Origin of the sequence: Microbacterium sp. NPDC090007, assembly GCF_044748345.1 — a bacterium.
GTDB lineage: Bacteria > Actinomycetota > Actinomycetes > Actinomycetales > Microbacteriaceae > Microbacterium.
Map to the genome: position 1 here is coordinate 695,684 of NZ_JBIVFV010000001.1, position 25,154 is coordinate 720,837.

Below are 25,154 nucleotides of genomic sequence, written 5' to 3' on the forward strand. Positions count from 1 at the left end.
CTCAGCCCGCCAAGACCCGGCCCGACCAGCGGCCCTCGGTCAACGTGTAGTGCTGGCGGGTGCTCTGCCCCTGCGCGTCGCCGCGCCAGAACGTCAGGGTCACGGGTCGCAGGCGGAATCCCACCCATCGCTCGGGCGGGTCGAGCACGGGGTGGGCGTCGTCGAACTCGCTCCACAGGTGACGCCGCGCCGCGGCGGGCAGCTGCGCGTTCTCGTGCGTGTTGACCCAGGCCAGCAGCTGCAGGTAGCGCGAACGCTGCCGGTACACGGCGGCGGCCTCGGACGCGTTCACCCGCTCCACGACCCCGCGCGCCACGAGCTGGCGCCCCGTCTCGGGCCACGCCACCGCCATCGCGGCGACCGGGTTCGCGGCGATCTCGGCGACCTTCGTGCTCGCCGAATCGGTGTGGAAGTACAGGCCCGTGGCATCCCGATCGCTGATCAGCACGTGCCGCAGCGACGGCAGTCCGTCCCGGCCGATGGTCGACAGGGCGGCGAGCGGACGCAGCTCGCTGTCGTGCGCGGGGAGCCAGCGCACGAGCAGGGCGAGCGGATCGTCGACGAGGGCGTCGACGTCGTCGACGTCGGAACCGAACGTGGTGCCGGCCGTGATCATGGCATCCTCCGGGGTGCTGCGGATGGACGCGAGCCTAGGCACGGCGCGTTTCGGCGATGTTGCCGTCACGAACATTCGCCGAAACACACGGGGCGGGTCGGCGGAGGGTTGGGGCGGGGCGGGGCGGTCGGGCCGGGCGGTGGGGCGCGTGGGGCGGGCGCGGTCGCGCGCTGGATCTGTCGAGTGTCCAGGAAACGCCGCGCGGTGTGGGGAGGTTGCGGTGCGTCTTGGACACTCGACGGTTGAGCGGGGGTGTGCCGGGGCGGGGCGGGGCGGGCGCGGACGGTCGCGGAGGAGGGGGGCGACCGGGCGAGCCGGCCGGGCCGCGCGGGCGTGCTAGGTCAGGCGGTGACGGCGGGCGAGAGGCCGGCCGCCACGGCCACCAGATGCCCGCCCTTGCGCTCCGCGCGGGCGACGCCGCGGGGGCCGGCCGCGTCGCGCTCCAGCAGGCGCCACGGGTGCGCGTCGATGTCGGCGCCTCCCGTCGCGCAGGCCAGCAGCGCCAGGGGCTCGAGCAGCCGCCACCGCCCCCGCGGTCGCTGCATGTCGACGATGCCCGCGCGTCCGCCCGGGCGCACCGCGGCGCACACGCGCCGCCACGCCTCGTCGCGTTCGGGGATGACGCTGAGCGCGTAGGTCGAGAACACGGCATCCGCCGCTCGTCCGCCGTTCGCGGCGCGGAGGGTCCCGGGGTCGAGGGTCGCGGCGTCCGCTTCGACCAGCGTCACGACGTCGTCCCACCCGGCGTCGGCCACCCGGTGACGGGCGACGGCGAGCATGTCCGTGCTGCGGTCCACGCCGATCACGTGCCCGGTGGGGCCGACGGCCGCGATGAGACCGGCGAAGTTCAGCCCGGTGCCGCAGCCGAGGTCGATCACGGTGTCGCCGGGACGTGGATCGAGAAGGCGGATGCCGGCCTCGCGGCCCGCCGCGTACACCCACCGCTCACCCGAGAGCACGTCGTACCACCGTGCGCCGACGCCGTACCGGCGCAGCAGTGCCGCCATCGCGCCACCCCCTCCGATCCCAGCCTAGGCTTCGCACATGACCTCCGCTCCGCGCCGACGCGCCCGCCCGCTCACATCCGCCGAGGCCGGCCGCATCGCGTGGGACCTCGTCGTGGTGGGGGCGGGCAGCGCGGGTCTCGTGGCCGCGCGCACCGCGGCGGTGCTGGGTGCGCGGGTGCTGCTGATCGAGGAGCGCGGGTTCGGAGGGGAATGCCTCTACACGGGGTGCGTGCCGTCGAAGGCGCTCATCGCGGCGGCCGACGCGGCGCAGGATGCGCGGGGGGCCGGGCGGCTCGGCATCCATGTGGGTGAGGTGCGGGTCGACTTCGCGGCCGTCATGGCGCACGTGAAGGGCGCGATCGCCGAGATCGAACCCGTCGATTCGCCCGAGACGCTCGCGACGACGGGCGTGTTCACGCTGCGGGGTCGGGCGCGCTTCGACGGGCCGCGTTCGCTGGTCGTCGAGGGCGTCGGCATCCGTTTTCGCGACGCGATCCTGGCGACCGGCAGTTCGCCGGTGGTGCCCGAGGGTGTCCAGGCGCTCACGAACGAAACGCTCTGGGGCCTCGAGGCGCTGCCCGATACGCTGCTCGTCCTGGGCGGCGGAGCGATCGGATGCGAGATGGCGCAGGCCTTCGCGCGCCTGGGCAGCCGTGTCACGCTCGTGCACCGCGGGGACCGGCTGCTGCCGAAGGAGGACCCCGACGCCAGCGCCCTCGTGCTCCGCGCCCTGCGCGCCGACGGCGTCGACGTGCGTCTGACCACGACGCTCGCAGACGCCGACCGTGCGGACGGACGCACCACCGCGCGACTGAGCGACGGCTCCACGGTCGTCGTCGAACACGTGCTCGCCGCCCTCGGCCGACGCGTCGACACGACGGGGCTGGGGCTGGATGCCGCGGGCGTCGACCTGGACGACGCAGGCGCCATCGCGGTGGACCGGACCCTCGCCACGAGCAACGCGCGCATCCGCGCCGCGGGAGACGCGACCCCCCTGCCGCGATTCACGCACACCGCCGGGATGTTCGGCAGTGTCGCCGCGACCAACGCCGTGCTCGGTCTGTCGCGTCGGGTGCGCCTGGACGACGTGCCGCGCGTGACCTTCACCGCGCCCGAGGTCGCGGCGGTGGGGGTGTCGACGACGGATGCCGAGGCCGCGGGCCTGCGCGTCGTCGAGACGGTGCACGCCGACCTCGACCGCGCGATCGCCGAGGGGCGCACCGGGGGCTTCACGCGTCTGGTGGTCGACCGCCGGGGTCGGGTGGTCGGCGCGACGATCGTCGGGCCGCGCGCGGGGGAGTCGCTGGGCGAGCTGTCGACGGCGGTGTCGCTCAAGCTCACGGTGCGCGCGCTCGCCGGGGTGCTGCACGCGTACCCGACGTACTCGGACGCGGGGTGGAACGCCGCCGTCCGCGACGCGCAGGGGGCCCTGCGGCGGGGTGCGGTGGCCGCGGTCATCCGGCTGCTGCGCCGGGTGCGTCGGCGTCGGCGTTGACGGCGGGGCGCGGTTGCGCGCATCGGCGACGAGCTGTACGGGCGAGCCGGGCAGCCGCGCGATCTCACCGCAGCAGGCGGTACCCCACGACGATCCGCTGCACGGCGCTGACGCCCACGAAAACGCTCCACACCACCGCGATCCCTCCCGCCCAGAACGGCAGGATCAGCCAGAGCGCGTGAACGACGATCGTCTCGGTCCCCTCGGCGATGCGCCCGAGGAACGACAGCGAGCGGCCGTCGTCGATGCGGCGCCCGGTGCGCTCGGCGATCGACGAGAACGCCAGGAACGCCGTGCCGTTGACGTAATAGACGACCAGGACGAGCAGGAACGGCCACCACGGCGTGTCGAACGCGGTCGTGGCGCCCCACGCGACGCCGAAGACCCCCGCGCCATAGGCGATGAAGTCGGCCGTGATGTCGAGGAAGCCGCCCGCCTCGCTCTCGCCGCCCCGGCCCTGCGCGCGGCGGCGCCGGGCGAGCGTTCCGTCGAGCCCGTCGGCCACCCGCGACACGAGCCACAGCACGACGGCCACGGCCCACCACTGCGCCGCGGCCGCGCCGGCCGAAGCCAGCGCGAGGACGAGACCCGCGATCGTGAGGCGATCGGGTGTGACGCCCGGGCGATCGAGGACGGCGGCCGCGGCATCCAGAGGACCCGAGAGCACCGCGCGCATCGAGCGGTCAAGCATCGGCGGCCCCCGCGGTGCGGCGTCGGCGGACGACCGCACCGGCGATCAGCCCGGCTGCCAGCAACACGCCCACAGCGGCCAGCGCGACCCAGAAGCCCGGGCCGAGTTCCCACCCGAAGGCCCCGAGCGCGACGTACGCCGCCGAGCCCGGGAGGATCCCGATCGCGGTGCCGATGGCGTAGTCGCGTCGGCGCACCGACGTCAGCCCCGCGCCGTAGTTGATGAGCGTGAACGGGATGACGGGGATCAGCCGGGCGCTCAGCACGGCGATCAGTCCGCGGCGGCCGATCGCGGCATCGAGGCGGGCCACCCGCGCCCCCGTGAAGCGTTCGACGGCCTCGCGGCCGAGCGCGCGACCGATGAGGAAGGATGCCGCGGCCCCCAGCAGCGCGCCCACGTAGACCATCGCGAACGCCACCGGGAAACCCCAGACCAGGCCGGCCGCGATGCCCAGCACGTTCTTCGGCGCCGGGCTGAGGGTGAGCGCGGCGTACAGCAGCGTGAACAGCACCGCCCCCGCCCACCCGACCTGGCCGGACCAGGCGCGGATCTGCTCGACGTCGTGCGGGACGAAGACGAAGCCAACCGTTGCGACGACGGCGACGAAGACTCCGAGAAGGACGAGTCGCAGAAGGGGTCGACGTATCGCACGGCGCGCAGGCGCGTCGGTTCGGTCCGGTTCCATCGATTCCCCTCCGCTTCCCTTACCCTAAGTCCGCGCGCGACCAGCGGTCGCCGGTACCGACCGAGGAGCCCCATGACCCCCCTTCGACGCCGACGTCGCCTCACCGCCCTGACGGTGGCCGCGGCATCCACTCTTCTCGCCCTCACGGGATGCGCCGCCCCCGCAACCCCCGACGCGGCGGAATTCTCGGACTGGGATGCCGTGCTCTCGGCCGCTCAGGGCCAGACCGTCCAGCTGTGGATGTACGGCGGCGACGATCAGGGCAACGCCTACATCGACGACGTGCTGGCCCCCGCGGTCGCGGAGTTCGGCGTGACACTGGAGCGCGTGCCCGTCACCGACACGCGGGACGCGCTGAACCGCGTGTTCACCGAACTGCAGGCGGGACGCGAAGACGGCAGCGTCGACCTGCTGTGGGTCAACGGCGACAACTTCCGCACGGGTAAAGAGGCCGGGGCCTGGCGCTGCGGGTGGACGGGGATGCTCCCGTCGATGGCGAACACGGGCGCCGACGACCCGCTGCTGCAGTCCGACTTCGGCACGCCCGTCGACGGCTGCGAGGCGCCCTGGCACAAGGCGCAGTTCACCCTCGCCTACAACGCCGAGACGATCGCCGACCCGCCCACGACGCTGGCGGGAGTGCTGGACTGGGCCGAGGCCAACCCCGGCCGCTTCACCTACCCGGCGCCGCCGGACTTCACCGGGTCGGTGTTCGTGCGCGAGGCGCTCGCGAGCGTCTCGGGCGGCGCCGACCAGGTGCCGACCGCCTTCTCGCAGGACGCCTTCGACGAGCTCGCGCCCGCCCTCTGGGACCGTCTCGACGCGCTCGCGCCGAGTCTGTGGCGCGGAGGCGACACGTATCCGGCGAACGAGACCGAGCTGGGTCAGCTGTTCGCCGACCGTCAGGTCGACATGACCATGACCTACGGCCCGGCGACCCTCACGGGCCTCGTGGCCGACGGCACCTATCCCGCCCAGACGAAGGTGCTGACGCTCGAGGACGGAACGGTGGGCAACGCCAGCTTCCTCGGTCTGCCCGTCAACTCCGACGCCGCGGCGGGAGCGATGGTCGTGGCGAACGTCGCCCTCTCGGCCGAGCAGCAGGCGAAGAAGGCCGAACCCGACGTGTGGGGACAGTTCCCCGTGCTCGATCTGGACGCCCTGTCCGCCGAGGACCGCGCCCTCTTCGACGCGCTGCCGGCCTCTCCGGTGGTGCCGCCGTACGACGAGCTCTCGCGCAACGCGCACGCGGAACTCGCCGCCGAATGGGTCCCCGCCCTCGACGACGGCTGGCGGCAGAACGTGCTGTCGCAGTGACCTGGGCGCCCGTCGCCCGGCGCACCGGCTCGCGGCGTGCGAGGTTGCGGGGGGCGGCGCTGGTGCTGCCCGCCGTCGTCCTCGCCCTCGTCGTGCTGGGCGGCGGCGTCGGGGCGACGGTGCTGCAGGCTTTCGGTCTGCTGCCGGTGGTGGGGCAGCCCCGGCCCGGGGTGCAGGCGTTCACGGCGCGACCCGGGGAGCTGTTCGCGGCGATCGCGGTCTCGGTCAGCGTCGCGGTCGTCGCGACGGCGCTGGCGGTGGTCATCGGCACCGCCGCCGCGGTCGTCATCGTGTCGCGCACCCGCACCAGCCGCGCGGTCGCGGCGCTCGGCACCCTCACGGTCACGATCCCTCACCTCATCGCCGCGGCCACGGTGGGTCTGCTGCTCACGGATGCCGGGGTGCTCCCGCGCCTGCTCGGTATCGCGCCCGACGCGTGGTTGCCGTGGGTCGGCGGGCCCCTGTGGGGCGCGGCGATCGTGGAGCTGGCGTGGAAGGAGTCGGCGTTCGTCGCGCTCATCGTCACGGGGACCTTGGCCACCCGCATCCAGACCTACGACGAGACCGCCGCGCTGCTGGGAGCGGGTCGCGCGCAGCGCTTCCGCCACGTGCTGCTGCCGCTGACGGCACCGACGATCCTCATCGGCGCGGCCATCAGCTTCGTCTACGCGCTCGGCTCGTACGAGGTGCTGTGGCTGCTCGGGCGTACGTCTCCCGAACCGCTGCCCGTCCTCGCGGTCCGATTGTTCCAGGGTGTTTCGCTCGATTCCCGTCCCGAGGCCGCCGCGGTGGCGCTGGTGACCTGCGTGCTCGCGCTCGGCGCGGTGGCGCTCACCTTCGCCGCGCTGCGACGGACGGCGGCCTGGCGATGACCGCCTTCGACAGCCCTCTCACGCATTCGCGCGGCGCCGGCAAGGTGCTGCGCCGCACCCTCGCCGTCGGGCTGATGGTGTGGTTCGCGCTCCCGCTGCTGCCGCTCGCGCTGTGGTCGTTCGCCGACCGGTGGAGTTTTCCGTCGGCGCTCCCCACGGCCTTCGGCCTGCGCTCACTGGACCAGGCGATCGCGTTCGGAGCGGTGCCCGCGCTGGGGCGCTCGCTGGTGCTGGGCGTGGTCGTCGCCGTGGTGGCGACGCTGGTCGGCGCCCTCGCTGCCCGCGCGCTGACCTTCGGCGTCGTCCCCGGCGCCCGCCTGGTCTCGGTACTGCTGCTCGCCCCGATCGCCCTCCCGCCCTTCGCGGCCGTGCTGGGGGTCAACGTGGTGCTGCTGCGCGCGCACGTGCCCTCGGTCGTCGGCGTCGCGATGGTGCTGACCGTCATGGCGTTGCCGTACACGGCGTTCATCATGCGCACGGCGTACGGCGCCTACGACCCCTCGTACGAAGAAGAGGCGCGGCTCCTCGGCGCGGGGCGGTTGCAGGTGCTGCGCCGCGTGCAGCTGCCGATGATCGCGCCCGCCCTCGCTCGGGCCGCGTTCCTGGCGTTCCTCGTGGCGTGGAGCGACTACATCGTCACCCTGATCGTCGGCGGGGGAGAGGTCGTCACCCTGCCCCTCGTGGTCGCCTCGGCCGCCGCGGGACTCGGCAACGACGCGGCCGTCGCCCTCATGTCGCTGTCGGCGGTCGTGCCGCCCGTGCTGCTCCTGCTCGGTGTGCTGGCCTTCGGCCGCCGCCGCCGTACTCTGCCCATGAAAGAGGTGGTCGCGTGAGCGCCGACCTGGTCCTGTCGGGCCTGACCAAGACGTACACGGCCTCGCCGTCGCCCGCCCTCGACGACCTCTCGCTCACCGTCGGCGTCGGCACCTGCACGGCGGTGCTCGGACCCAGCGGGTCGGGAAAGTCGACGCTGCTGCGCGTCATCGCCGGGCTCGAGACCCCCGACCGCGGCACCGTCTCGATCGCCGGTCGCGATGTGGCCGCGGTCGCCGCCGAGCGCCGCGGCGTCGGCATGGTCTTCCAGCGCTCGCTGCTGTTCCCGCACCTGTCGGTGCTCGACAACGTCGCATTCTCGGACCGCGTCGCGGGGATGCCGCGCGCCCGCGCCCGCGAGCGCGCCGAGCGGTACCTCGACACCGTGCGCCTAGGCGGCTACGGCTCCCGCCGCGTCGGCGAGCTGTCGGGCGGACAGGAGCAACGCGTCGCCATCGCCCGCGCGCTCGCGGCCGAGCCCGCTGTGCTGCTGCTCGACGAACCGTTCAGCGCCCTCGACCCGGCGCTGCGCGCCGACATGCACGACCTGCTCGAGGCGGTGCGCGCCGACCTCTCGCCCACCATCCTGCTCGTCACCCACGACCGCGACGAGGCCGCCCGCGTCGCCGATCGCATCGCCCTCGTCGAGCACGGCCGGCTGCTGCACGAGGGCACCGTCGCCGACGCGTACCGCCGGCCCGGGAGCCTGCGCGCCGCCGAGCTGATGGGCGGCCGCAACGCCGTCCCGGGCGAGGTGGTGGGCGGCATCCATCGCAGTGCCCTCGGCGCCGTGGCCGCGCCCGGTGTCGCCGATGGGCCCGCCACCCTCGTCTTCCGGCAGGAGGACGTGCGGGTGGCGGAGGAGACGGATGCCGACCCCCTCCGCATCGTCGGCACGGTCCGGTCGCGCCGGTTGGTGGGCGCGCGCATCGAGGTCACCGTCAATGCGGGTGCGCTCGAGCTGCACGCCGAGGTCGGTTCGGTGTCGGCGCTGCGCCCGGGGGACGATGTCGCGCTGTCGGTGCCAGAAGCGCTCGCACACGTCGTCGTGGGCTGACCGGGCGTCCGATCCATCAGAAACCTGCTCCGGCCCGCACACCTCGACGGCGCGGATGCCCGTCGTCCGCTTGCTTTTACGGGTTCGCAAACGGTTCAGGTCGACAAGAGTGGCCTCGATGCCAGGGATGCTTCGAACAGGGCACAACGAACGGCTGAGCTACCTGAAGACACCACCACGCGGTCCCTGCCAGCATTGTCGGCGGGGACCGTCCGCCGTCGCAGGGCCGACAAGTCATGCTCGAAGACTGTGCAGAACCGATCCGATACGCAGCGCTGCTGCCCCGGCGCGGCGCGATTCAGGCCTCGGGTTCCTGGTCACCTTGCATCCCGCGCTCCGCAACAGCGCGGCGAGCCCAGAAGAGGAGAGCGGCGGCGGCCACGCCAGCAGCAATTCCCGCGAGCCACCATCCGGCGCCAGCAAGAGCGGTAGTCGCGGTCCCGCGGTGTGGCCATCTACGCCTGCATTGTCACTGCCCGCGCTCTCGACAAGCGCCGCGCCGCTCCGCACATTCTTTTTTCGACCGCTGTGTCAGCCGTCGCGGCGGTCATCACTTTGGTCCTCCTGAGCGACCCCGATGCCACGTTCAATGCCTCAAGTGGCTGGATAGCGTTGTCCTCCTTCGCTGGCCTCGCGTTCGGGTGGGCGATTATCATCTGCCTCCCCGATGGGATGTCCACGCAACCCACCGCCGCCACCGGGACGGTGATGCGACCCGCGCTGCTCCATCAGTACGCCACTGAAGCCGGCTTCCGCGATGTCCGAGTCCTGCCGGTGCGAGACTTCGCCGCGTTCCGCTTCGACCAACTCCTGTGCTAAGGCGGATGCACGGCTCCTCACTGCGGGGATCAGGCTGCAAAGTGGCATCGGGGTCTGGTTGGCCCGCGTCCCGCCCCACCGCACCGTGAGGGCTCAACCCGCGGCGTCATCGTTCGACGGCGTAGCGCAGATGGAGCGCTCGTTCGCCCTGGATTGTTTGGATGCATTGCAGGGTGAGATCGCGGCCCAGGGCGCCGAGCAGTGATACCCCGCGCCCGAGCATCACAGGGACGACGTGCAGGATAATTTCGTCGACTAGATCAGCTTCCAATGCTGCTCGCGCGGTCTTGACTCCGCCGGCGACGAGCACATCGCGTCCGTCAGCGGCGGCAACGGCTGCGTTGACGGCGGCACCGATCCCGCCTGTTTCGAAGAAGTAGGTGGTGCCACCGTCCTTCGCAATGGGTGCGCCAGGGGTCGAGGTGAGGACGAAGACCGGCGCGTGAAAGGGCGGTTCATCGCCCCATGGCTCGAAACCAAAGTCGAACATGGTGCGCCCGATTACCTGAGCTCCAAACCGTTCGAACTGCTGCTGCCAGAGGTCTGACTCTCGATCCGCCTGCCCGCCTTGCATTCCCTGCGAGGCGCGCCAGGAGGCCAGGGAGAACTGCCAGTCGAGAAGCGCGGAGTGCACCGACATGAGGTCCGCCTCCCGCTCCCCTCCGGCTACGCCGTCTACCGACACTGACATTGCAACAGCGACCTTGCATACACCTGGGTTGTCCGTCATGCTAACATCTTAACGCTAAGATTCTTAGCGTCAAGGTTTATGACAGAATATAAGCATGGACGAAGTCGATCTTGCAGCCGCGCAGTGGCGGTCCCAGCGACCAGAGCTGGATATCTCGCCTTTCGAGGTGTTCGGACGCGTACAACGGCTGGCGGTCCTGGTGAATACGGCCATTCAAAAGTTCGCCCGCGCCAACGGGCTTGAACAATCTGAGTTGGACGTGCTGATGACCCTGCGGCGGGCGGATGCCGATCTGTCGGCTGGTGACCTGCTGGCATCGTCCATGGTCACGTCGGGCGCTATAACCGGTCGCATCGATCGACTTGAGGGGAAAAACCTCGTCGAGCGCCTGCGATCAGGCGACGATCGCCGCGTAGTCCGCGTCCGCCTCACGACGTCAGGAGTCCAGCTCGTCGATCGACTCATCGGCGAGCACCTCCATAACGAAGACCGCTTGCTGGCGGGCCTTGATCAGGACCAGCGCAGGAACGTTATCGAGATGCTCCGCCTGCTCCTGCAATCAGTTCGTGAAGCCGAAGCCCTGTAGTGCCTCGCGTCGGCCGCGGGTGGTGCAAAACCGATCGGTTTCGCACCATCCGGGATCGCTGATGTCGACACCGAGCTCGACGACAGTCGCGAGGGCTCACGGTGGCAGCGGGAAGGCACTACGGAGCTGACACTCGTCCTAGAGGGGCAGCCGGCGTATTCTGCCGCGCATGACGACGTGGCCCGCGCTGACCGTTTTTGCGGCTCTTCCCGTTCGAGATGTTGGGGCGGCAGAAGGGTTCTATGCGCAGTTGTTCGGACGCGCGCCGGACGGGAAGCCCAGTACCGGGATCGTGGAGTGGTACCTCGTTGACCCCGACCTACCCGAAAAGGGAACGTTGCAGATCCGCGAAGATAGCGAGCGCGCCGGTGGCGGACTGGCAACCATCAACGTCGGTGATATGAAGGCGGCCTCGGATGCAGCGGCGCAGCTCGGGCTCGACTTCGAGGTGCGAGTGCTTCCTATTCAGGCAGAGGCGGTCGAAGCTGTCAGCGTCGCGGAAATCCTCGACCCCGATGGGAACAGTCTGACTGTGGTCCAACCCCACCTGCGGAGGTAGATGGTAGTGGTGAGAAACCGATCGGTTTTGCACCACCCGTCAATTCACTCTCTGCAGCTGTGGATAACAACGCTCCGTGGCGGCGTTCTGTTGTCGCTACGTGGCGTGCCTACAGCAGCTCGGCTTGGATGCGAGCGGTGACGGCTTCGCGGAGAGGTCGGACGTTCTCTGCGCTCCAGTCGGTCGGGTCGGGGAAGGACCATTCGAGGTAACGGCCGGTGGGGGTCGCGGGAAGCGGCAGTCCGGGCTTCATGGCGACCACGATGTCGGCCGTCTCGATGTCTTCGGCGGTGACCGCGCGCGGCGTGCGGTGGCTGATGTCCAGGCCGAGCTCTGCGACGGTCGCGGCGATCGCCGGGTTCACGTTTTCGGCGGGGGTGATGCCGGCGGAGGTGGGGGTGAAGCGGTCTCCGGCGAGGATCTCGAGGAGCCCGGCGCCGAGTTGGGAGCGGCCGGCGTTGTGCTTGCAGAGGAAGAGGACGGTGGGGGTGCTCATGTGGGCGCCTTCGGATGGGTGTTGGTCGGGGTAGGGAGGATCTTGATCAGCGGCGGTGAACGCGCCGTGAACCGTGCTGCTCAGGCGGTGGGGTGTGGCGCGGGGTAAGCAGTCGGACGCCTGCCCAGCCGAGGGTGGCCCCGAGCAGCTGCGCGATGACGAACAGCGGCGCAGATGCTGGTGCGATGCCGGCGAAGGTGTCCGAGAAGATGCGGCCGATGGTGATTGCGGGGTTCGCGAAGCTGGTAGAGCTCGTGAAGAAGTAGGCGGAGCCGATGTAGGCGGCGACGGCGCCGGCGGCCCAGGCGGAGCGGCCGCTGCGGGCGAGGATGAAGATCACGGCGACCAGTCCGGCCGTTGCGACGACTTCCGCGACCAGGTGTCCCGGGGTGATCCGATCCGTGGTGCTGAATGCGACGGGTGGGAGGTCGAACATCATGTTCGCGAGGATGCTGCCGGTGATGCAGCCGAGGATCTGCGCACCGATGTAGGGGACGACGTCCCGAGCGCCGCGGTAGCCGAAGGCAAGGTCCACGAGTGAGACGACGGGGTTGAAGTGGGCCCCGCTGATGGAGCCCAGCACGGTGATGAGCACAAACAGGCCGAACGCAGTCGCGATCGCGTTGATGAGCAGCTGCACGCCGATGTCGTCAGAGAGGCTGGTCGCGGCAATCCCGGAGCCGACGACCATCGCGGTCAGGGCAGCGGAGCCCGCGAATTCGGCGGCGACACGGCGAAGGAGGGCAGCGGGAGCAGGAGTCATGCGCCCAGCTTCGCATAGACTTTCATCTATGGATTCCGTCGGTTCGACCACAGCCCTACGGTTGCTCGCGGATCCCACCCGGGCGCGGATTGCCTCGATGATCCTCGACAGCCCGGATGGGCGCCAGCTCGTCGGCAAGATGGCCGACGCGCTCGAACTGCGTCAGCCCACCGTGAGCCACCACGTGCGCGCCCTCGTGGCGGAAGGCATTCTGGCGCGCCAACCGGAGGGCCGGATCGTCTGGTATTCGGTCGCCCCGGATCAGCTCGACCGGGTGAGCGACTATCTCCGACTGCCGCCCGAGTCCCCTCCGGTGGACGGTGACGTCCTCGAACGGATCGTCATGGACCTCTCGACTCGGTTCGCGGGCACCTTTTCTCGGGAGACCGTCGAGCGATACGTGCGCGAGAGCCGCGACCTCTTGGCCCGACGTGCGCACCTGACCCGGCTCTTGCCCTCGATGACATCGCGTTTCGCCGCCGACCGCCTCGACGCGCTGCGCGCCAGCACGGACCCCACTCGGGAGGGCGGCATTCCCGATGTGCTCTTCGTGTGCGTGCAGAACGCCGGCCGCTCTCAGCTCGCCGCTGCCATCTTGCGCCATCTTGCGGGGGACCGGGTGCGTGTGCGCACCGCGGGCTCGGAGCCCGCGGACGCGGTGCGCGCGGTCATCGTCACGGCTCTGGATGAGATCGGGGTGCCGGTTGCCGGGGAGTACCCCAAGCCGCTGACCGATGAGGTGGTCCGAGCCTCCGATGTCGTGATCACGATGGGGTGCGGTGACGCCTGCCCCATCTACCCAGGCCGTAGCTACCTCGACTGGGACCTCGAAGACCCGGTGGGCCTGCCGTTGTCTCGGGTGCGGGAGATCCGCGACGACATCGACGCGCGCGTGCGCGCTCTCCTCGCCACCCTGAAGGTGAACGCGGCATGAACAACCCTCGGTGGCCGTTCACAAAACCATAGATAAGCGTCTATGCTTTGGGGTGTTCGAGGGAGGAACACTCATGACCGATAAGCCCACCGTCCTGTTCGTCTGCATCCACAACGCGGGTCGCTCGCAGATGGCCGCCGGCTACATGCGCGTCCTTTCCGGCGGCGCCGTGGAGGTGCTGTCCGGCGGCTCCGAGCCCGGCGACCAGATCAACCCGATGGCGATCGCTGCGATGGCGGAGGAGGGCATCGACATCTCCCAGGCCGTCCCGACCTTGATGACCACCGAGCAGGTGCGCGAGTCGGATGCCGTGATCACGATGGGCTGCGGGGACGTCTGTCCGATATTCCCCGGGAAGCGCTACGAAGACTGGGCGCTCACCGACCCCAAGGGTAAGTCACTCGAGGAGGTGCGCCCGATCCGCGACGACATCAAGGCCCGCGTCGAGGCCCTGCTCGCCGAGCTGCTGCCCGCAGAGGTCTGACGATGGTCGATTTCAGCGCCCGCCGCCCCCTGCCGGGGCTGGTCTACCCGGAGGCGTACCTCGCCCGGCTCGCGGACGAGCTGAGTCAGAAGTTCACCGGGATCTTCGCGCCCGAGACGGTCGAGCGGTATGTGCTCGAGTCGTACACCGGCCTGCTGCGCACATCAAAAGTGAAGGCGCACCTGGCGAGCCAGACCGTCCGGTTCGCGACCGACCGTCTGACCGCTCTCGCTCAGGCGAAGGGCGCAATCGTGAACGATGTGCCGGAAGTGCTGTTCATCTGCGAACAGAACGCCGGTCGCTCGCAGATGGCCGCTGTGATCACCAGCGCACTCTCGGGCGGCCGTGTGCACGTACGCTCGGCGGGGTCCATGCCTGCCGCGGAACTGAACCCGTCGGTGATCGAGGCGATCACCGAGCTGGGTCTCGATATCGCCGAGGCGTTCCCCAAGCCCCTCACCGACGACGTGGTGCAGGCCGCCGACATCGTCGTCACGATGGGCTGCGGCGACGCGTGCCCGATCTACCCCGGCAAGACCTACCAGGACTGGGACCTCACCGACCCGGCCGGCCTCCCGCTCGAGGACGTCCGCACGATCCGCGACCAGATCACCACCAAGGTCGAAGCCATGCTCGCGACCCTCGGCGTCACCCCCACAGGAGTCCCCTCATGAGCAGCATCGAGAACGTTGTCGTCGTCGGCTCCGGTCCCGCCGGCTACACTGCCGCCATCTACCTCGCCCGCGCCGGCCTTGACCCGATCGTGCTCACCAGCGCCGTCGAAGCAGGCGGCGCCCTCGTGAACACCACCGAGGTCGAGAACTTCCCCGGCTTCCCCACCGGGATCATGGGCCCGGACCTGATGGAGAACATGCGCGCCCAGGCCGAGCGCTTCGGCGCTCGCATCGTCTACGACGACGCCACTGCCCTCGAACTCACCGGACCGGTCAAGACCATCACCACCGGCTACGGCGACACCTACCAGGCGCACACCGTCGTCCTCGCGATGGGCTCCGCCTACCGCAAGCTCGGCATCCCCGGCGAACAGCACCTCACCGGCCACGGAGTGTCCTGGTGCGCGACGTGCGACGGCTTCTTCTTCAAGGGCCAGGACATCGCCGTCGTCGGCGGCGGCGACTCCGCGCTCGAAGAGGCCATGTTCCTCACCCGCTTCGCGGACAGCGTCACCCTCATCCACCGCCGCGACTTCCTCCGCGCGTCCAAGATCATGCAGGACCGAGCCCTCGCCAACCCCAAGATCCGCGTGCTCTGGGACACCGAGGTCACCGAAGCGGTCGGCACCGACCGCCTCACCGGACTGCGCCTACGGAACACGGTCATCGGCGAGGAGTCGGAGCTGGCCGCGACGGGCCTGTTCATCGCGATCGGTCACGACCCCCGCTCCGAACTCGTCCTCGGCCAGGTCGACGTCGACGTCGACAACTACGTCCGCGTCGACTCACCCACCACTCGGACGAATCTCCCCGGCGTCTTCGCCGCCGGCGACCTCGTGGACCACCGCTACCGCCAAGCGATCACCGCCGCCGGCACCGGCTGCGCAGCCGCCGCTGACGCCGAGCACTTCCTTGCAGCGAACGGCCTCGCCAGCTACGCCCAGCAGGAGGCAGCCAAAGGGGAAGGCACTCTCACCCGGTAGGTGCTTCGCGGGGGTGACCAACGTCAGACGCGGGTGCGTATCCCGGCGAGGGAGTCGGGCACGCCGCGGAAGCGGGAAAAGTGCGCCCACGTGCCGCATTTCTCGCGAGCCAGGATTCCGGCGTCCACGAGGATGATGCGTTCGCGGATCCCCACTCAAGCCGTCCGGGTACCCGTTTCGCGCACCGCGGTCAGGCCCGAGGGACGCGCCGTCACGGTCGCACCGGGGCGGACGGTCGGCAGCGGCAGGATGCGGCGCAGTTCCTCGTTCTCTTTCGGGTCCAGCACCGAGTGCTGGACGCACGCGGGCACCAGACGGCCGTCTTCGGGGTGGGCCATCGCGTACATGCACGCGCCCAGGCGCTCCTGCGTCTCGCGCAGCAGCGGGTCGTCGGCCACGACTCCCTCTTGCATGAGCTTCCACGCGGGCGCCACCTGCTCGGCATCCATGAAGTTGTGGATGACGAACGTCTTGAACGACACCTTGCCGCGGCGGGCGGCCGACACGACCTTGCGCAGACCACCCGCGCGGCGGAGCACGCGCGACATGAGTCCGATGAGCGGGGGGATGTCGCCGGGGTGCGACGCGAGCGCGCGCACCACCTTGACGGCCAGGACGTGACGGGGGATGCCGCCGAAGATCATTCCGCCGAAGTGCGACAGGAACCGGTCGCGCGCGGCGATGTCCTTGGGGTCGTCGGGATCGAGCACGGGAGCAAAGGTCTTCTCGACCCGCACACCCACGGTCGAGCGGTTGCAGCGCGGGTCGCCGAACTGCGTCGCCTGCCACGGCAGCTTCTGGCCCGCTCCGGCCTCGATGCGCTCCCACACCGCGTCGATCGTGACCTCGCCGAAGTCCTCGCGCCAGCGGCGGTCGTCGCCGATGAAGGCGGCGGGCTGGAACGACATCATGTCGAACGGCATCTCGAGCACGTCGCGCGTGACCTGTTCGACCTCGGCGACGTTGGACGGGGTGACCGTCATGTTGTGGGCCAGGTAGCTGTCGACACCGTGGTCGCGCTTGAGGTCGACGAACATCTTCGCGAACGTCTCTCGGAAGGGGTTCAGCTCGGCCTCGCTGCGGGGGCGCACGGCTCCGCGACGACCGCGCATGAGCGAGTCGAAGTGCGCGGCGAACGACACCTTGTCGAAGCGCGGCTTGCCGTCGTCGCCAAGGACGACGTCGAGCAGGTAGTCGTAGTCGAAGTCGCCGTGCGTCATCGACATGGGCTCACGTCCCACCGCGCGCATCGCCAGGAGCGAGCGGGCGTGGTCCTCGGCGCTGAGCAGGCTGACCTCGCCGCCGATGAGCTGGGCGTGGGCGCGCGGTCCACGAACCTCGCGCAGATAGTCCATCTGGCGCGTGACGTTGTCGACCGTGTGGTCGCCGTCGATGCGCACCTTGTTCGCGTCGGCCGAGTGGTAGCAGGGCGAGCACGTGAGGTTGCACTTGGGAAAGACGCCGTGCGTCCCCTCGCAGCCGACGGCGCTGCGGCCGAGCAACTGGCTGGGCGTCTTCGCGTGCTCGGGCAGCTCCGCCCACCGCCGGTCGAGGGCGCGGCGGGTCTCGGGGTGGATCGGCCGGGTGTCCAGCTCGAAGCGCCGGAGGGTCGTTGCGAATCGCATGTCGTCCTTTCGTGGCGTCATCGCCGTACGAGGAGTGTTCGAGGCCCGCTCGTGTTCGGATTGCGCGTGGGTCTATCCTGCCTCGTTCCGGCGCGGCGTGGGTGGGGGCGACGCGCGCCGCCGGTCCGGCGGGTCAGCGGATGACAGCGACGCGACGCGCGGCCAGCGCGGACGCCACGGCCCCGGCCACGCGGTCTGTCTGCCGCAGCGACAGGGAGTTCGCGTTCGGACGGGTGAAAGCCCCGGCCTCGGTGCCGGCGGTGAACGGCCCGAGAGCGAACACCGTCTCGTGCGCACCGCCGGTCGGTGCGATGACGCGGCCATCGGCATCCACGTCGATCCGACCGAGAGATCCGGTGAACCCCTCGTCGGCGACGGTCACCTCGCGGCCGTGCCGGGTGGCGAGCTCGCGCAGCACCGGGTCATCGCTCGCGGCGGCGCCCGGTGCGGGCAGCCAGGCGTCGACGAGAGCATGGGCGACGACCTCGCCCGGCATTCGCGGCGACGAGGCCGCGAATCCGCGACCGGGCTCCACGCGCACCGACACGTCGGGACCGAGGAATCGGACGATCCCCGCGTCGGCGAGGGCGACGAGCTCCTCGAGGCGGTGCGGCGGCGGACCCGAGGCGACGTAGCTGAAGAACGTGTGCCAGGTGACCGGGAGGTCCACCGCGCGCGAGCGCGCGCTCCATCGCTCCCTCGGGATGTCGGCGAGCGCCAGGAACGACCCCAGGATGGTCAGGAACAGCGCCTGCCCCGTGCTGCGCTCAGGGGTCGTGCGCAGCCGCAGGTCGTCGAGGATGTGCCGGCGGACGCGGTCGTGCGCGGCGCCCGCGTCGGCGAACTCCTCGTCCGCGAGGGGCCGGTCGAGGGCCGGCACGTCGAAGCGGTCGAGCGGGTCGGGGACCACCTCGGCGACGGCGGCGCGCAAGGCGGGGGTGTCGGCATCCACCTTCCGGAGGATCTCGCGGAAGCTCTGCCACGTCGTGCCGACGCGGTCGGGGTGGCCCGTGAACAGCTCGCGGTAATGACCCCACACGAGCTCCCGGGCGATCAGCGGCCACACGTCGTCGACGAAGTCGACCGCCCCGGGGCGCGCGAGCAGTTCGGCGACCGCGGCGGGGGTGAGGACCTCACGGGTCGGCGTCTCGCCGCGCAGCGGCGACGACACCTTGGAGCGGTACGGCACACCGCGCCGCGAGCCCAGGTGAAGGCGCGGTTCGGCCCCCGAGGGTTCGTACGTCAGGCGCCCATCGATTCGGACGAATCGCCCGCCGCGCCCCTCGGCGAGCAGGACGACCGCATCGATGGATGCCAAACCCATGCCGCGGACGATCACGTCCTGCCCCGCGCCCAGCACCGACAGGTCGGCGTCCGCGGTGAAGGCCGGCTCGAGGTAGGTCAGACCTTCGCGTTCGGCGGAGTCGAGCAGGGAGCGCGCCTCGTCGGACGGCTCGCGACCCGCGTGGCCGAGGGCGTAGACCAGTACGTCGGCGTCGAGGCGGGTGCCGTCGTCGGAGGGCGACCTCCCAGCCGTCGGGGGTGTCGTCGACCCCGGGCGGCGCGATCGCGACCGTACGCCGCCAGAACCAGTCGAGGTACACGCTCTGCAACCGCCTGAAGACGGTGACGTCGCGGGCCATCGAATTGAGCTTGAGCAGCGGTGACTGCTCGCGCCGCCAGATGCGCCCCGCGCCGGGCGGGAACGGATCGACCAGCGTGATCTGCAGCGCAGCATCGGCGCGGGTGCGCCGGGCGAGCAGTCGCTCGATCAGCATCACCGCGCGGGGGCCCGCGCCGATGACGACGAGCCGGGTGAACATCATCTCTCCCGGGCGGTGTGTGGGGGGCAATACCCGATCCACGCTGCCACGCGGGGCTGCCGGTGCCGTCCGGCGCGCGTCACACGCTGACACACGGGGGAGGGATGCCGCTGCCCCCGACGTCACGCCCAGAGTCGCGCGACCGTCGATTCGACCGCATCGAACGCTCGTCCGGTCTGTTCGAGGGAGTGCGTGGCCGAGGTGAGCGCGGCCGTCAGGCGTTCGAGCGACCTGGACCACTCGCCGTGCGCCACGTCGTACGCATCGCGCGCCTCGCCGGTCCACTGGGTGCGGCCCGCCGAAACGGCTTTGTCGAGATCGTCGAGGTGTTGCGAGATGGCGAGGACCGCCCCGCGCAGACGTTCCACGAGTTCCGTGTGCCGCGCGCCGTCGAACCGGATCGTCATGGTTGCGGTTTCGGCCACGTGAGATCGAACCACCGGGTGACGTAAGAGGGGGGAACGGATCCGGTCTCGTAGTAGTGGAAGAAGATGTCGGTCGCCTCGTCGAGTGCGAAGACCTCGTCGGGGTAGACCGTGGCTTTCCGCGTGCCATCGAAAAAGGGGATGTCGACGCTCGGTTCGCCGGAGTGGTCGCCTCCACGGCCGACGATGTAGTGACGGTCCTGGCCGTCGTCGTCGACGCGGTGCCACTCGATCGTCATCGCCTCAAAGGTTCCGGCGCATTGGAGATAGGTCGATCGGTCGCCATATTGGATGTGGTCGACGAAATGCACGCCGTCCGGGATGGGGCCGACGATGAACGTCGAGCGCTTACCTTCGCGCAACAGGCGAAGGAGATGCGCGAATTCTTCTCTCGGTGAGCGCAAGCCGCTCCCGAACTCCGTGGAGCTCCCGTCCATCGTGTAGTAGTGGCGCTGATTCATGGCATCTCCTTCAATATCACTCTGACAATTTCAATTCGCTCGCCGTTTAATCGGGCTACCGCGGGAGAGTCAAGCGAGATGCTGTCGTCGAAGGCGCGTTGTCCCCCTTCGCCTCTCACGCATCTTGCGAAAGCTGATCCGCTTTTGACCTCGACCGCTGTCCACGTGCCGTCCGGATTCCGGAAAAGGCCGTCGAAGAACCTCTTCTGGGAGCTGCCCAATATCGAGGCGGCGACACTATCTCGTGTAACTGGTGTACCGAGTTGCTCCTCGATCTCGTCCAGCCCCTTCAATTCCTTGTCCACCCACGGCTTGACCTCCTGGCCGTGGGCAAATTGGCCGAAGTCGTCACGGCTATCACCCCGATCGACACCATGCTGCTTCTCCATCAGCATGGCACCGGCGCTTCCCGCCGCTTCCCCGGCCAGGCGCGATGCGCCCAGCGCAGCGAGCGCCCCACCCGTCCCCGCTGCGGCGACGCCGCCCGCGACTGCCGCCCCTCCGGGGACCGCCCCCACCCCTGTGGCAGCGAGTCCTCCTCCGCCGACCGCCGCCGCCCCGCCGCCGAGGGCGAGCGCCCCGCCGCCCAGAAGAGCGAATAGGGCATCGGGATTCTGGGTGATCGCATTGCCGACCGAGGCGGCGCCGTTGACGAGGTCGGCGAGAGCGTCCCACTGGATCTGCCCCTGAACCGCGAGGGTCGCGAGGAAGACGGCGCCGACCTCGTTCCACGTCACTGCTCGCGCGGGAACGAGGGATTCCGTGGTGCGGGCCGCGGAGTCGCCCGCGTCTCGCGCCTCGGCGCGCGCGTACTCCAAGAGGCCGCGCGCGTCCGCTCGCTCGCTCGCACCCGCATCCACGTACATGGGTACGATGCCGGTCCCCGCGGCCTTTCGCTCGGCCGCGCGGTAGCTCTCGATCCCGGCCATCGTCTGCGCGCGGGCCGCATCCCACATGGCGATGGCGTCGGCCGCTTTCTGCTGCGCCCATCCCAGGACGGTCGCGTACCGGTCGAGCGCATCAGCGGCGTTCTGCAGATTCGCCGCGACCTGTTCCCACTGGCCCGCGGCCTCGGGCACTTTCGCGGCGAAGGCTTCGGCGCTGACTCCCTCCCATCCGTCGGGGGGTGCCATCGCTCGCAGGCGGCCGGCGATCTCTTGAGCCGTCTCTGCTCGTCCTCGCCATGCCCGAACACTTCCGTCGAGATCGGCGACGGAGCCGGGAACGAGATCGAGCGGATCAGTGGTCTGCCCGAGTTCCATCAGTCGCCGTCCAGGCCGATGGCCGCGAGGCCTTCGTCGGCGCTCTCATAGAGATCGGCGCTCTGGCGCAGGCGCTGGGCGAGTTGCGCGACCGTCCCTGCGGCGCTTTGCCAGTCGCGGGCGGACTGCGCAGCGAAGAGGGACAGCGAAAGAGCGAGGCCAGGGTGGCCGACGTCGGTCGCGCAGGTGTCGGTGAAGACCCCGGCATCGTCGCTGACGCGCTGCAACCAGGCGGCTGATTCGCGCAAACTGTCGGGCCGAACGGAGAACGTAGACATGCGACTTCCTCCCTCCCCACACGCTATGTCGCTGCGGCCGTGCCCCCACGTACGCGGGCGACACTTCACCCGCTCTTCTCTCCGGGCTTCACCCTGCCGCGACCGTCAGTGCATGATCATGCCGCCGGTGACGTTGATCGCCTGACCCGTCAGGTACCCGCCGGCGGGTGAGGCGAGGAAGTGGGTCACGCCGGCCACGTCCTGCGGCATCCCGAGTCTTCCCAGGGGCGAGCGCGCGCTCCACGCGGCGATGTCGGCCTCGGAGCGGGTGTCGGCGCCCATGTCGGTCAGGACGTACCCGGGGCAGATCGCGTTGACGGTGATGCCGTGGCATCCCCACTCCTGCGCTCCGGCGCGCGTCAGGGCGACGACCGCGGCCTTCGAGGCGGCGTAATGGCCCTCACCGCCGCCGCCGTGCTTGGCAGCCATGCTCGCGATGTTGACGATCGCGCCGCCGCGGGCCTCGAGCATGGCGGGGGCGACGGCCTGCATCGTCACCAGCGTCGCGCGCGCGTTGACCTCGAGCACGAGGTCCCAGTCGTCGACCGTGATGTCGAGCAGCGAGGCGTGCTGGAACACCCCCGCGCAGTTCACCAGCACGTCGACGCGGCCCAGGGCGGCGATCGCCTCGCCCACCGCACGGCGGGTGTCGAGGGGGTCGCGCAGGTCGACGGCGAAGAAGAGGGATGCCGTGTCCCCGACCGGTGCACGGCGATCGAGCACCGCGACCCGGGCGCCGTCGCCGACGAACCTCTCGACGATCGCGGCGCCGATGCCGCCCGACCCTCCCGTGATGATGACGCGCTGAGACATGGCATCCCCTTCGCGGGCATCGGGCGCGCGCTCGGCCGTCACGGTACGCCCGGCGTCGCCGCGCTCGGCGACGTGGGTGTTTCGGCGGCGTGAAGTGTGCGCGCGGGGGGTGGGGTGTCGGCATCCGCGACCCTACGCTCGAAGCGCCGCAACACCTCCTCCTCAAGGACGCCCGTGACCGATACCGTCCACCCCGCCATCACCGATCCCGCCGTGCGCGCGCACCTCGCTCGACTGGCCGCGCAGGCGGGGACGATCCCCTCGGGGGCCACCGACGCCGACGCGGACGACGCGACGCGCCTCGCCGAACTGCGCTCGAACCCGTCGTGGGTGCGGATGCCCGACGACGAGACCCTCGAGACGATCGACCTGGATGCCGACGCCCTGGCACTGCGCCTGTATCGGCCGCGAGCGGGGCATCGGGGGACGCTCGTCTTCGCCCACGGCGGGGGCTGGGTCGCGGGCGACCTCGACAACAACGACGCGCTGTGTCGCGCGCTCGCCGTGGCGACCGGGACGCAGGTGCTGAGCGTCGACTACCGGCTGGCGCCGGAGCATCCCTTCCCCGCCGGGCTCGACGATCTCGACCGCGCGTTGCGCTTCGCCGCGTCGGGCGCGGGCGGGCTCGTCGACCCGACGCTGCTGGGTGTGGCGGGGCACAGCGCGGGCGGCAACCTGGCCGCCGCGCTGGCGTTGCGCGCGCGGGACGGCCGGGTGCCCGGCATCCGTGTGCAGGTGCTGCTGTGCCCGGTGCTCGATGCGCCCGATCCGAGCCGCCCGAGCTACCGCGCCCACGCCGAGAACTTGCCGCTAACGGCGAAGGGGATGCGGTGGTACTGGGGGCAGTACGTGCGGGATGCCGCGGGCGACGGCGCCGTGGATGGCGTGGGCCGCGCCGGGGACGGCGCGGGCGGCACCGGCGCGGGCGGCGCGGGCGCGGGTGCGGCTGCGGCGCGCGGTGGCGCCCTGGCCGTCGTCCCGGTCGAGGCCGCGCCGCTGCGTGCTCACGACCTCACCGGCTCCGCGCCTGCGGTGATCGTCGCGGCCGCCGTCGACCCGCTCGCCGACGAGGCGGGGGACTACGCCGGTCGGCTCACGGCATCCGGGGTCCCCGTCACGTTCGTGCGACGCGAGGGGGTGCCGCACCTGTTCCTGGTGTTCCCGTCGACCCCCGCGCGCGACGAGGTGCTGGCGCGGATCGCGCCGGCCGTGCGCGCGGCGTTCGCCTGAGGCGGCGCTCGCGCGCCCGTCAGCGCGCGAGACTGCACGCCGCTGACATCTCGGCGACATTCTGCGCCGGTGTTGTCAGCGAGATGCAGTCTCGCCACCCGCCGACCCGCCACCCGCCGCCCGCCGCCCGCCGCCCGCCGCCCCGCCGACCCGCCGACCCGCCGACCCGCCGACCCGAGTCGGACGAGCCTCGCCACCGACCCGCAAACCGCCCGGAACACCGCGGAAACACGCGATTGTTACCGTCATCAACATGTCGCTCCTGGTCATCAACGCACGTCTCATCACGGTCCCCGCGGGCACCGACGACCCCGGCTACATCGCGCGCGGATACATGCTCGTGCAGGGTGGCCGCATCGCCGCGATCGGCGCCGGCGACCCCGATCCGGGTGTCACGGCCGATGAGATCCTCGACGTCGACGGCAAGTTCGTCGCCCCCGGGTTCGTGTCGTCGCACAGCCACCTCTTCACCAGCGGCTCGCGCGGCCTCGGCGTCGACCAGACGCTCTACGGCTGGTGCACGTCGATGTTCAGCGTGCTGAACAACGCCTCGCCCGACCAGATCTACTGGGCGACGCTGCACGGCTCGCTCGACTTCCTCGCCAACGGCGTGACCACGGCCTACAACTTCACCGACCCGCTGCTGCCGTGGGAGCCCATGGTCGAGGGCAAGCGCGCCGACGGCGGCGGACAGCTGCGCGACCACGCCTGGCACACGCGACAGGCCGATGGATGCCACGACGCCGGCCTGCGCTTCGTCGACTCCATCGCGCTGGACGCCACCGTCGGTACCGACGACGAGATCTTCGCAAGGTTCGAGGCCTCGCTCGACCACGTGCTCGCGATGGACCCCGACATCGCGCTCGGCGCGTCGATCATGGGGCAGGTGCAGTGGTCGACCCGGCCCGATGCCGCGGAGATCGAGGTCGCCGTGATGGACCGTTTCGGCGTCACGAACCAGGCGCACTTCCTCGAGACGTACGAGGCGATCGACCACCAGCAGACCAAGTTCCAGCTCTACAAGAACGCCGGCGCCCTGCGCCCCGGCATGATGTTCGGCCACTTCATCCAGACCACGCCCCAGATCATTCAGGATGCCGCGGCCGGAGGCGCCGCGATGTCGTGGCAGCCGGCATCCAATGGGCGACTCGCGTCGGGTATCGCCCACGTGCCCGAAATGCTCGAGCTCGGCATGAAGGTCGGGATGGGTCTGGACGACCAGGCCTGCACCGACGTCGCCGACCCGTGGCAGAACATGCGCACGGGGATGTTCATGCAGCGCGCCCGCACCCACGACCCGTTGTCGATGATGCCGGAGCGCGTGCTGCGCCTGCACACCCTCGGCGGAGCCGAGATCATGGGTGTCGACGACCGCGTCGGCAGCCTCGAGGTGGGCAAGTTCGCCGACTTCGTGGTCGTCGACCCGCGGTTCCCCGACGTCGGGCCGCTGTGGAACCCCGTACGCAGCTACGTACTGGCCTGCGGCCTGCGCAACCTGCAGCAGGTCTACGTCGGCGGCGAGCTCGTGAACGACCGCGGCGTCTCGACCAACCCGCTCGCCGTCGAGGCGTCGGCGGTGCTGCACGCGCAGTTGCCGGCGCTGGCGGAGGAGTTCGGCGTCATCCTGTAGGGCGCTCGGCGCTCCCGCCCCGCCCGGCTCTCGAGTGTCCAGAACACGCGGGGGGAGGGGCGGCG

At 70.7% G+C, this 25,154-nt stretch carries 28 protein-coding genes and 1 pseudogene; 14 read left to right on the plus strand and 15 right to left on the minus strand.

Annotation, left to right across the window (positions count from 1 at the left end):
- Window position 1 precedes the first annotated feature (1 nt).
- Both ACIPVB_RS03240 and ACIPVB_RS03245 read right to left on the minus strand, forming a co-directional pair.
- Entirely contained in the window at window positions 2–616 is a 615-nt protein-coding gene (locus ACIPVB_RS03240; protein ID WP_400366929.1) for a pyridoxal 5'-phosphate synthase, read from the minus strand.
- Window positions 617–957: 341 nt separating this feature from the next.
- On the minus strand, window positions 958–1,623 hold the full coding sequence (locus ACIPVB_RS03245; RefSeq protein WP_400366931.1) for a methyltransferase domain-containing protein: 666 nt from the start codon (window positions 1,621–1,623) through the stop codon (window positions 958–960).
- A gap of 37 nt (window positions 1,624–1,660) precedes the next feature.
- Between ACIPVB_RS03245 and ACIPVB_RS03250 the strand changes: the two genes are divergently transcribed.
- On the plus strand, window positions 1,661–3,118 hold the full coding sequence (locus ACIPVB_RS03250) for a dihydrolipoyl dehydrogenase family protein (protein WP_400366933.1): 1,458 nt from the start codon (window positions 1,661–1,663) through the stop codon (window positions 3,116–3,118).
- Between the two features lie 64 nt (window positions 3,119–3,182).
- Here ACIPVB_RS03250 and ACIPVB_RS03255 read toward each other — a convergent pair whose 3' ends face one another.
- Both ACIPVB_RS03255 and ACIPVB_RS03260 read right to left on the minus strand, forming a co-directional pair.
- Window positions 3,183–3,809, minus strand: a complete 627-nt coding sequence (locus ACIPVB_RS03255) for a CDP-alcohol phosphatidyltransferase family protein (RefSeq protein ID WP_400366935.1) — start codon at window positions 3,807–3,809, stop codon at window positions 3,183–3,185.
- Window positions 3,802–4,494 carry a TVP38/TMEM64 family protein gene (locus ACIPVB_RS03260; RefSeq protein WP_400366937.1) on the minus strand — a complete coding sequence of 231 codons (693 nt, stop codon included), beginning with the start codon at window positions 4,492–4,494 and terminating at the stop codon, window positions 3,802–3,804. The genes ACIPVB_RS03255 and ACIPVB_RS03260 overlap by 8 nt, the downstream gene beginning before the upstream one ends.
- 72 nt (window positions 4,495–4,566) lie before the next feature.
- Between ACIPVB_RS03260 and ACIPVB_RS03265 the strand changes: the two genes are divergently transcribed.
- From ACIPVB_RS03265 to ACIPVB_RS03285, 5 genes are all read left to right on the plus strand, one after another.
- Window positions 4,567–5,811 (plus strand): ABC transporter substrate-binding protein, encoded by a 1,245-nt coding sequence (locus ACIPVB_RS03265; protein WP_400366939.1) that lies wholly within the window; start codon window positions 4,567–4,569, stop codon window positions 5,809–5,811.
- Window positions 5,808–6,683 (plus strand): ABC transporter permease, encoded by an 876-nt coding sequence (locus ACIPVB_RS03270; protein WP_400366941.1) that lies wholly within the window; start codon window positions 5,808–5,810, stop codon window positions 6,681–6,683. Before ACIPVB_RS03265 ends, ACIPVB_RS03270 begins: the two co-directional genes overlap by 4 nt.
- On the plus strand, window positions 6,680–7,516 hold the full coding sequence (locus ACIPVB_RS03275; protein ID WP_400366943.1) for an ABC transporter permease: 837 nt from the start codon (window positions 6,680–6,682) through the stop codon (window positions 7,514–7,516). Before ACIPVB_RS03270 ends, ACIPVB_RS03275 begins: the two co-directional genes overlap by 4 nt.
- Window positions 7,513–8,553: an ABC transporter ATP-binding protein gene (locus tag ACIPVB_RS03280; protein ID WP_400366945.1), complete on the plus strand. Its 1,041-nt coding sequence runs from the start codon at window positions 7,513–7,515 to the stop codon at window positions 8,551–8,553. Before ACIPVB_RS03275 ends, ACIPVB_RS03280 begins: the two co-directional genes overlap by 4 nt.
- 447 nt (window positions 8,554–9,000) lie before the next feature.
- Window positions 9,001–9,372: a hypothetical protein gene (locus ACIPVB_RS03285; protein ID WP_400366947.1), complete on the plus strand. Its 372-nt coding sequence runs from the start codon at window positions 9,001–9,003 to the stop codon at window positions 9,370–9,372.
- 106 nt (window positions 9,373–9,478) lie between these two features.
- On the opposite strand, the gene ACIPVB_RS03290 is transcribed toward ACIPVB_RS03285, so the two are convergent.
- Complete coding sequence (locus ACIPVB_RS03290; protein ID WP_400366949.1) at window positions 9,479–10,102, minus strand: dihydrofolate reductase family protein; 624 nt, start codon at window positions 10,100–10,102, stop codon at window positions 9,479–9,481.
- Window positions 10,103–10,157: 55 nt separating this feature from the next.
- Between ACIPVB_RS03290 and ACIPVB_RS03295 the strand changes: the two genes are divergently transcribed.
- Both ACIPVB_RS03295 and ACIPVB_RS03300 read left to right on the plus strand, forming a co-directional pair.
- Window positions 10,158–10,649 (plus strand): MarR family winged helix-turn-helix transcriptional regulator, encoded by a 492-nt coding sequence (locus ACIPVB_RS03295; protein WP_400366951.1) that lies wholly within the window; start codon window positions 10,158–10,160, stop codon window positions 10,647–10,649.
- Between the two features lie 169 nt (window positions 10,650–10,818).
- Window positions 10,819–11,208 (plus strand): VOC family protein, encoded by a 390-nt coding sequence (locus ACIPVB_RS03300; protein ID WP_400366952.1) that lies wholly within the window; start codon window positions 10,819–10,821, stop codon window positions 11,206–11,208.
- Between the two features lie 109 nt (window positions 11,209–11,317).
- Here ACIPVB_RS03300 and ACIPVB_RS03305 read toward each other — a convergent pair whose 3' ends face one another.
- Window positions 11,318–11,704, minus strand: a complete 387-nt coding sequence (locus ACIPVB_RS03305) for a low molecular weight phosphatase family protein (RefSeq protein ID WP_400366954.1) — start codon at window positions 11,702–11,704, stop codon at window positions 11,318–11,320.
- 46 nt (window positions 11,705–11,750) lie between these two features.
- Entirely contained in the window at window positions 11,751–12,467 is a 717-nt protein-coding gene (locus tag ACIPVB_RS03310; protein ID WP_400366956.1) for an aquaporin, read from the minus strand.
- 28 nt (window positions 12,468–12,495) lie between these two features.
- On the opposite strand from ACIPVB_RS03310, the gene ACIPVB_RS03315 reads away from it, so the two are divergent.
- The 4 genes from ACIPVB_RS03315 to trxB all read left to right on the plus strand — a co-directional run bounded on the left by ACIPVB_RS03315 (window position 12,496) and on the right by trxB (window position 15,542).
- Window positions 12,496–13,401: a metalloregulator ArsR/SmtB family transcription factor gene (locus tag ACIPVB_RS03315; RefSeq protein WP_400366957.1), complete on the plus strand. Its 906-nt coding sequence runs from the start codon at window positions 12,496–12,498 to the stop codon at window positions 13,399–13,401.
- A 73-nt stretch (window positions 13,402–13,474) separates the two neighbouring features.
- A complete protein-coding gene (locus ACIPVB_RS03320; RefSeq protein ID WP_400366959.1) occupies window positions 13,475–13,885 on the plus strand; it encodes an arsenate reductase ArsC in 411 nt (136 codons plus the stop codon).
- A 2-nt stretch (window positions 13,886–13,887) separates the two neighbouring features.
- Window positions 13,888–14,559 (plus strand): arsenate reductase ArsC, encoded by a 672-nt coding sequence (locus tag ACIPVB_RS03325; protein WP_400366960.1) that lies wholly within the window; start codon window positions 13,888–13,890, stop codon window positions 14,557–14,559.
- The gene (gene trxB, locus ACIPVB_RS03330) at window positions 14,556–15,542 is read left to right on the plus strand and encodes a thioredoxin-disulfide reductase (RefSeq protein ID WP_400366962.1); all 987 of its coding nucleotides are present in this window, start codon (window positions 14,556–14,558) and stop codon (window positions 15,540–15,542) included. Before ACIPVB_RS03325 ends, trxB begins: the two co-directional genes overlap by 4 nt.
- A 155-nt stretch (window positions 15,543–15,697) precedes the next feature.
- Here trxB and ACIPVB_RS03335 read toward each other — a convergent pair whose 3' ends face one another.
- The 8 genes and pseudogenes from ACIPVB_RS03335 to ACIPVB_RS03370 form a co-directional block, all read right to left on the minus strand.
- Window positions 15,698–17,167 (minus strand): hypothetical protein, encoded by a 1,470-nt coding sequence (locus tag ACIPVB_RS03335; RefSeq protein ID WP_400366964.1) that lies wholly within the window; start codon window positions 17,165–17,167, stop codon window positions 15,698–15,700.
- A 133-nt stretch (window positions 17,168–17,300) separates the two neighbouring features.
- Window positions 17,301–18,491: a hypothetical protein gene (locus ACIPVB_RS03340; protein ID WP_400368219.1), complete on the minus strand. Its 1,191-nt coding sequence runs from the start codon at window positions 18,489–18,491 to the stop codon at window positions 17,301–17,303.
- A 259-nt stretch (window positions 18,492–18,750) separates the two neighbouring features.
- A pseudogene (locus ACIPVB_RS03345) lies at window positions 18,751–18,993 on the minus strand (FAD/NAD(P)-binding protein); the annotation flags it as partial.
- 119 nt (window positions 18,994–19,112) lie between these two features.
- Complete coding sequence (locus tag ACIPVB_RS03350) at window positions 19,113–19,397, minus strand: WXG100 family type VII secretion target (RefSeq protein ID WP_400366966.1); 285 nt, start codon at window positions 19,395–19,397, stop codon at window positions 19,113–19,115.
- Complete coding sequence (locus tag ACIPVB_RS03355) at window positions 19,394–19,876, minus strand: hypothetical protein (RefSeq protein WP_400366968.1); 483 nt, start codon at window positions 19,874–19,876, stop codon at window positions 19,394–19,396. The genes ACIPVB_RS03350 and ACIPVB_RS03355 overlap by 4 nt, the downstream gene beginning before the upstream one ends.
- Entirely contained in the window at window positions 19,873–21,138 is a 1,266-nt protein-coding gene (locus tag ACIPVB_RS03360; RefSeq protein ID WP_400366969.1) for a WXG100 family type VII secretion target, read from the minus strand. Before ACIPVB_RS03360 ends, ACIPVB_RS03355 begins: the two co-directional genes overlap by 4 nt.
- A complete protein-coding gene (locus ACIPVB_RS03365) occupies window positions 21,138–21,416 on the minus strand; it encodes a type VII secretion target (protein ID WP_400366971.1) in 279 nt (92 codons plus the stop codon). Before ACIPVB_RS03365 ends, ACIPVB_RS03360 begins: the two co-directional genes overlap by 1 nt.
- A gap of 105 nt (window positions 21,417–21,521) precedes the next feature.
- A complete protein-coding gene (locus tag ACIPVB_RS03370; RefSeq protein ID WP_400366973.1) occupies window positions 21,522–22,229 on the minus strand; it encodes an SDR family NAD(P)-dependent oxidoreductase in 708 nt (235 codons plus the stop codon).
- Between the two features lie 174 nt (window positions 22,230–22,403).
- Between ACIPVB_RS03370 and ACIPVB_RS03375 the strand changes: the two genes are divergently transcribed.
- Window positions 22,404–23,459, plus strand: coding sequence for an alpha/beta hydrolase (locus ACIPVB_RS03375; RefSeq protein ID WP_400366975.1), 1,056 nt, complete (start codon window positions 22,404–22,406; stop codon window positions 23,457–23,459).
- Window positions 23,460–23,712: 253 nt separating this feature from the next.
- Complete coding sequence (locus tag ACIPVB_RS03380) at window positions 23,713–25,089, plus strand: amidohydrolase family protein (protein WP_400366977.1); 1,377 nt, start codon at window positions 23,713–23,715, stop codon at window positions 25,087–25,089.
- The last annotated feature ends 65 nt before the right edge of the window (window positions 25,090–25,154 follow it).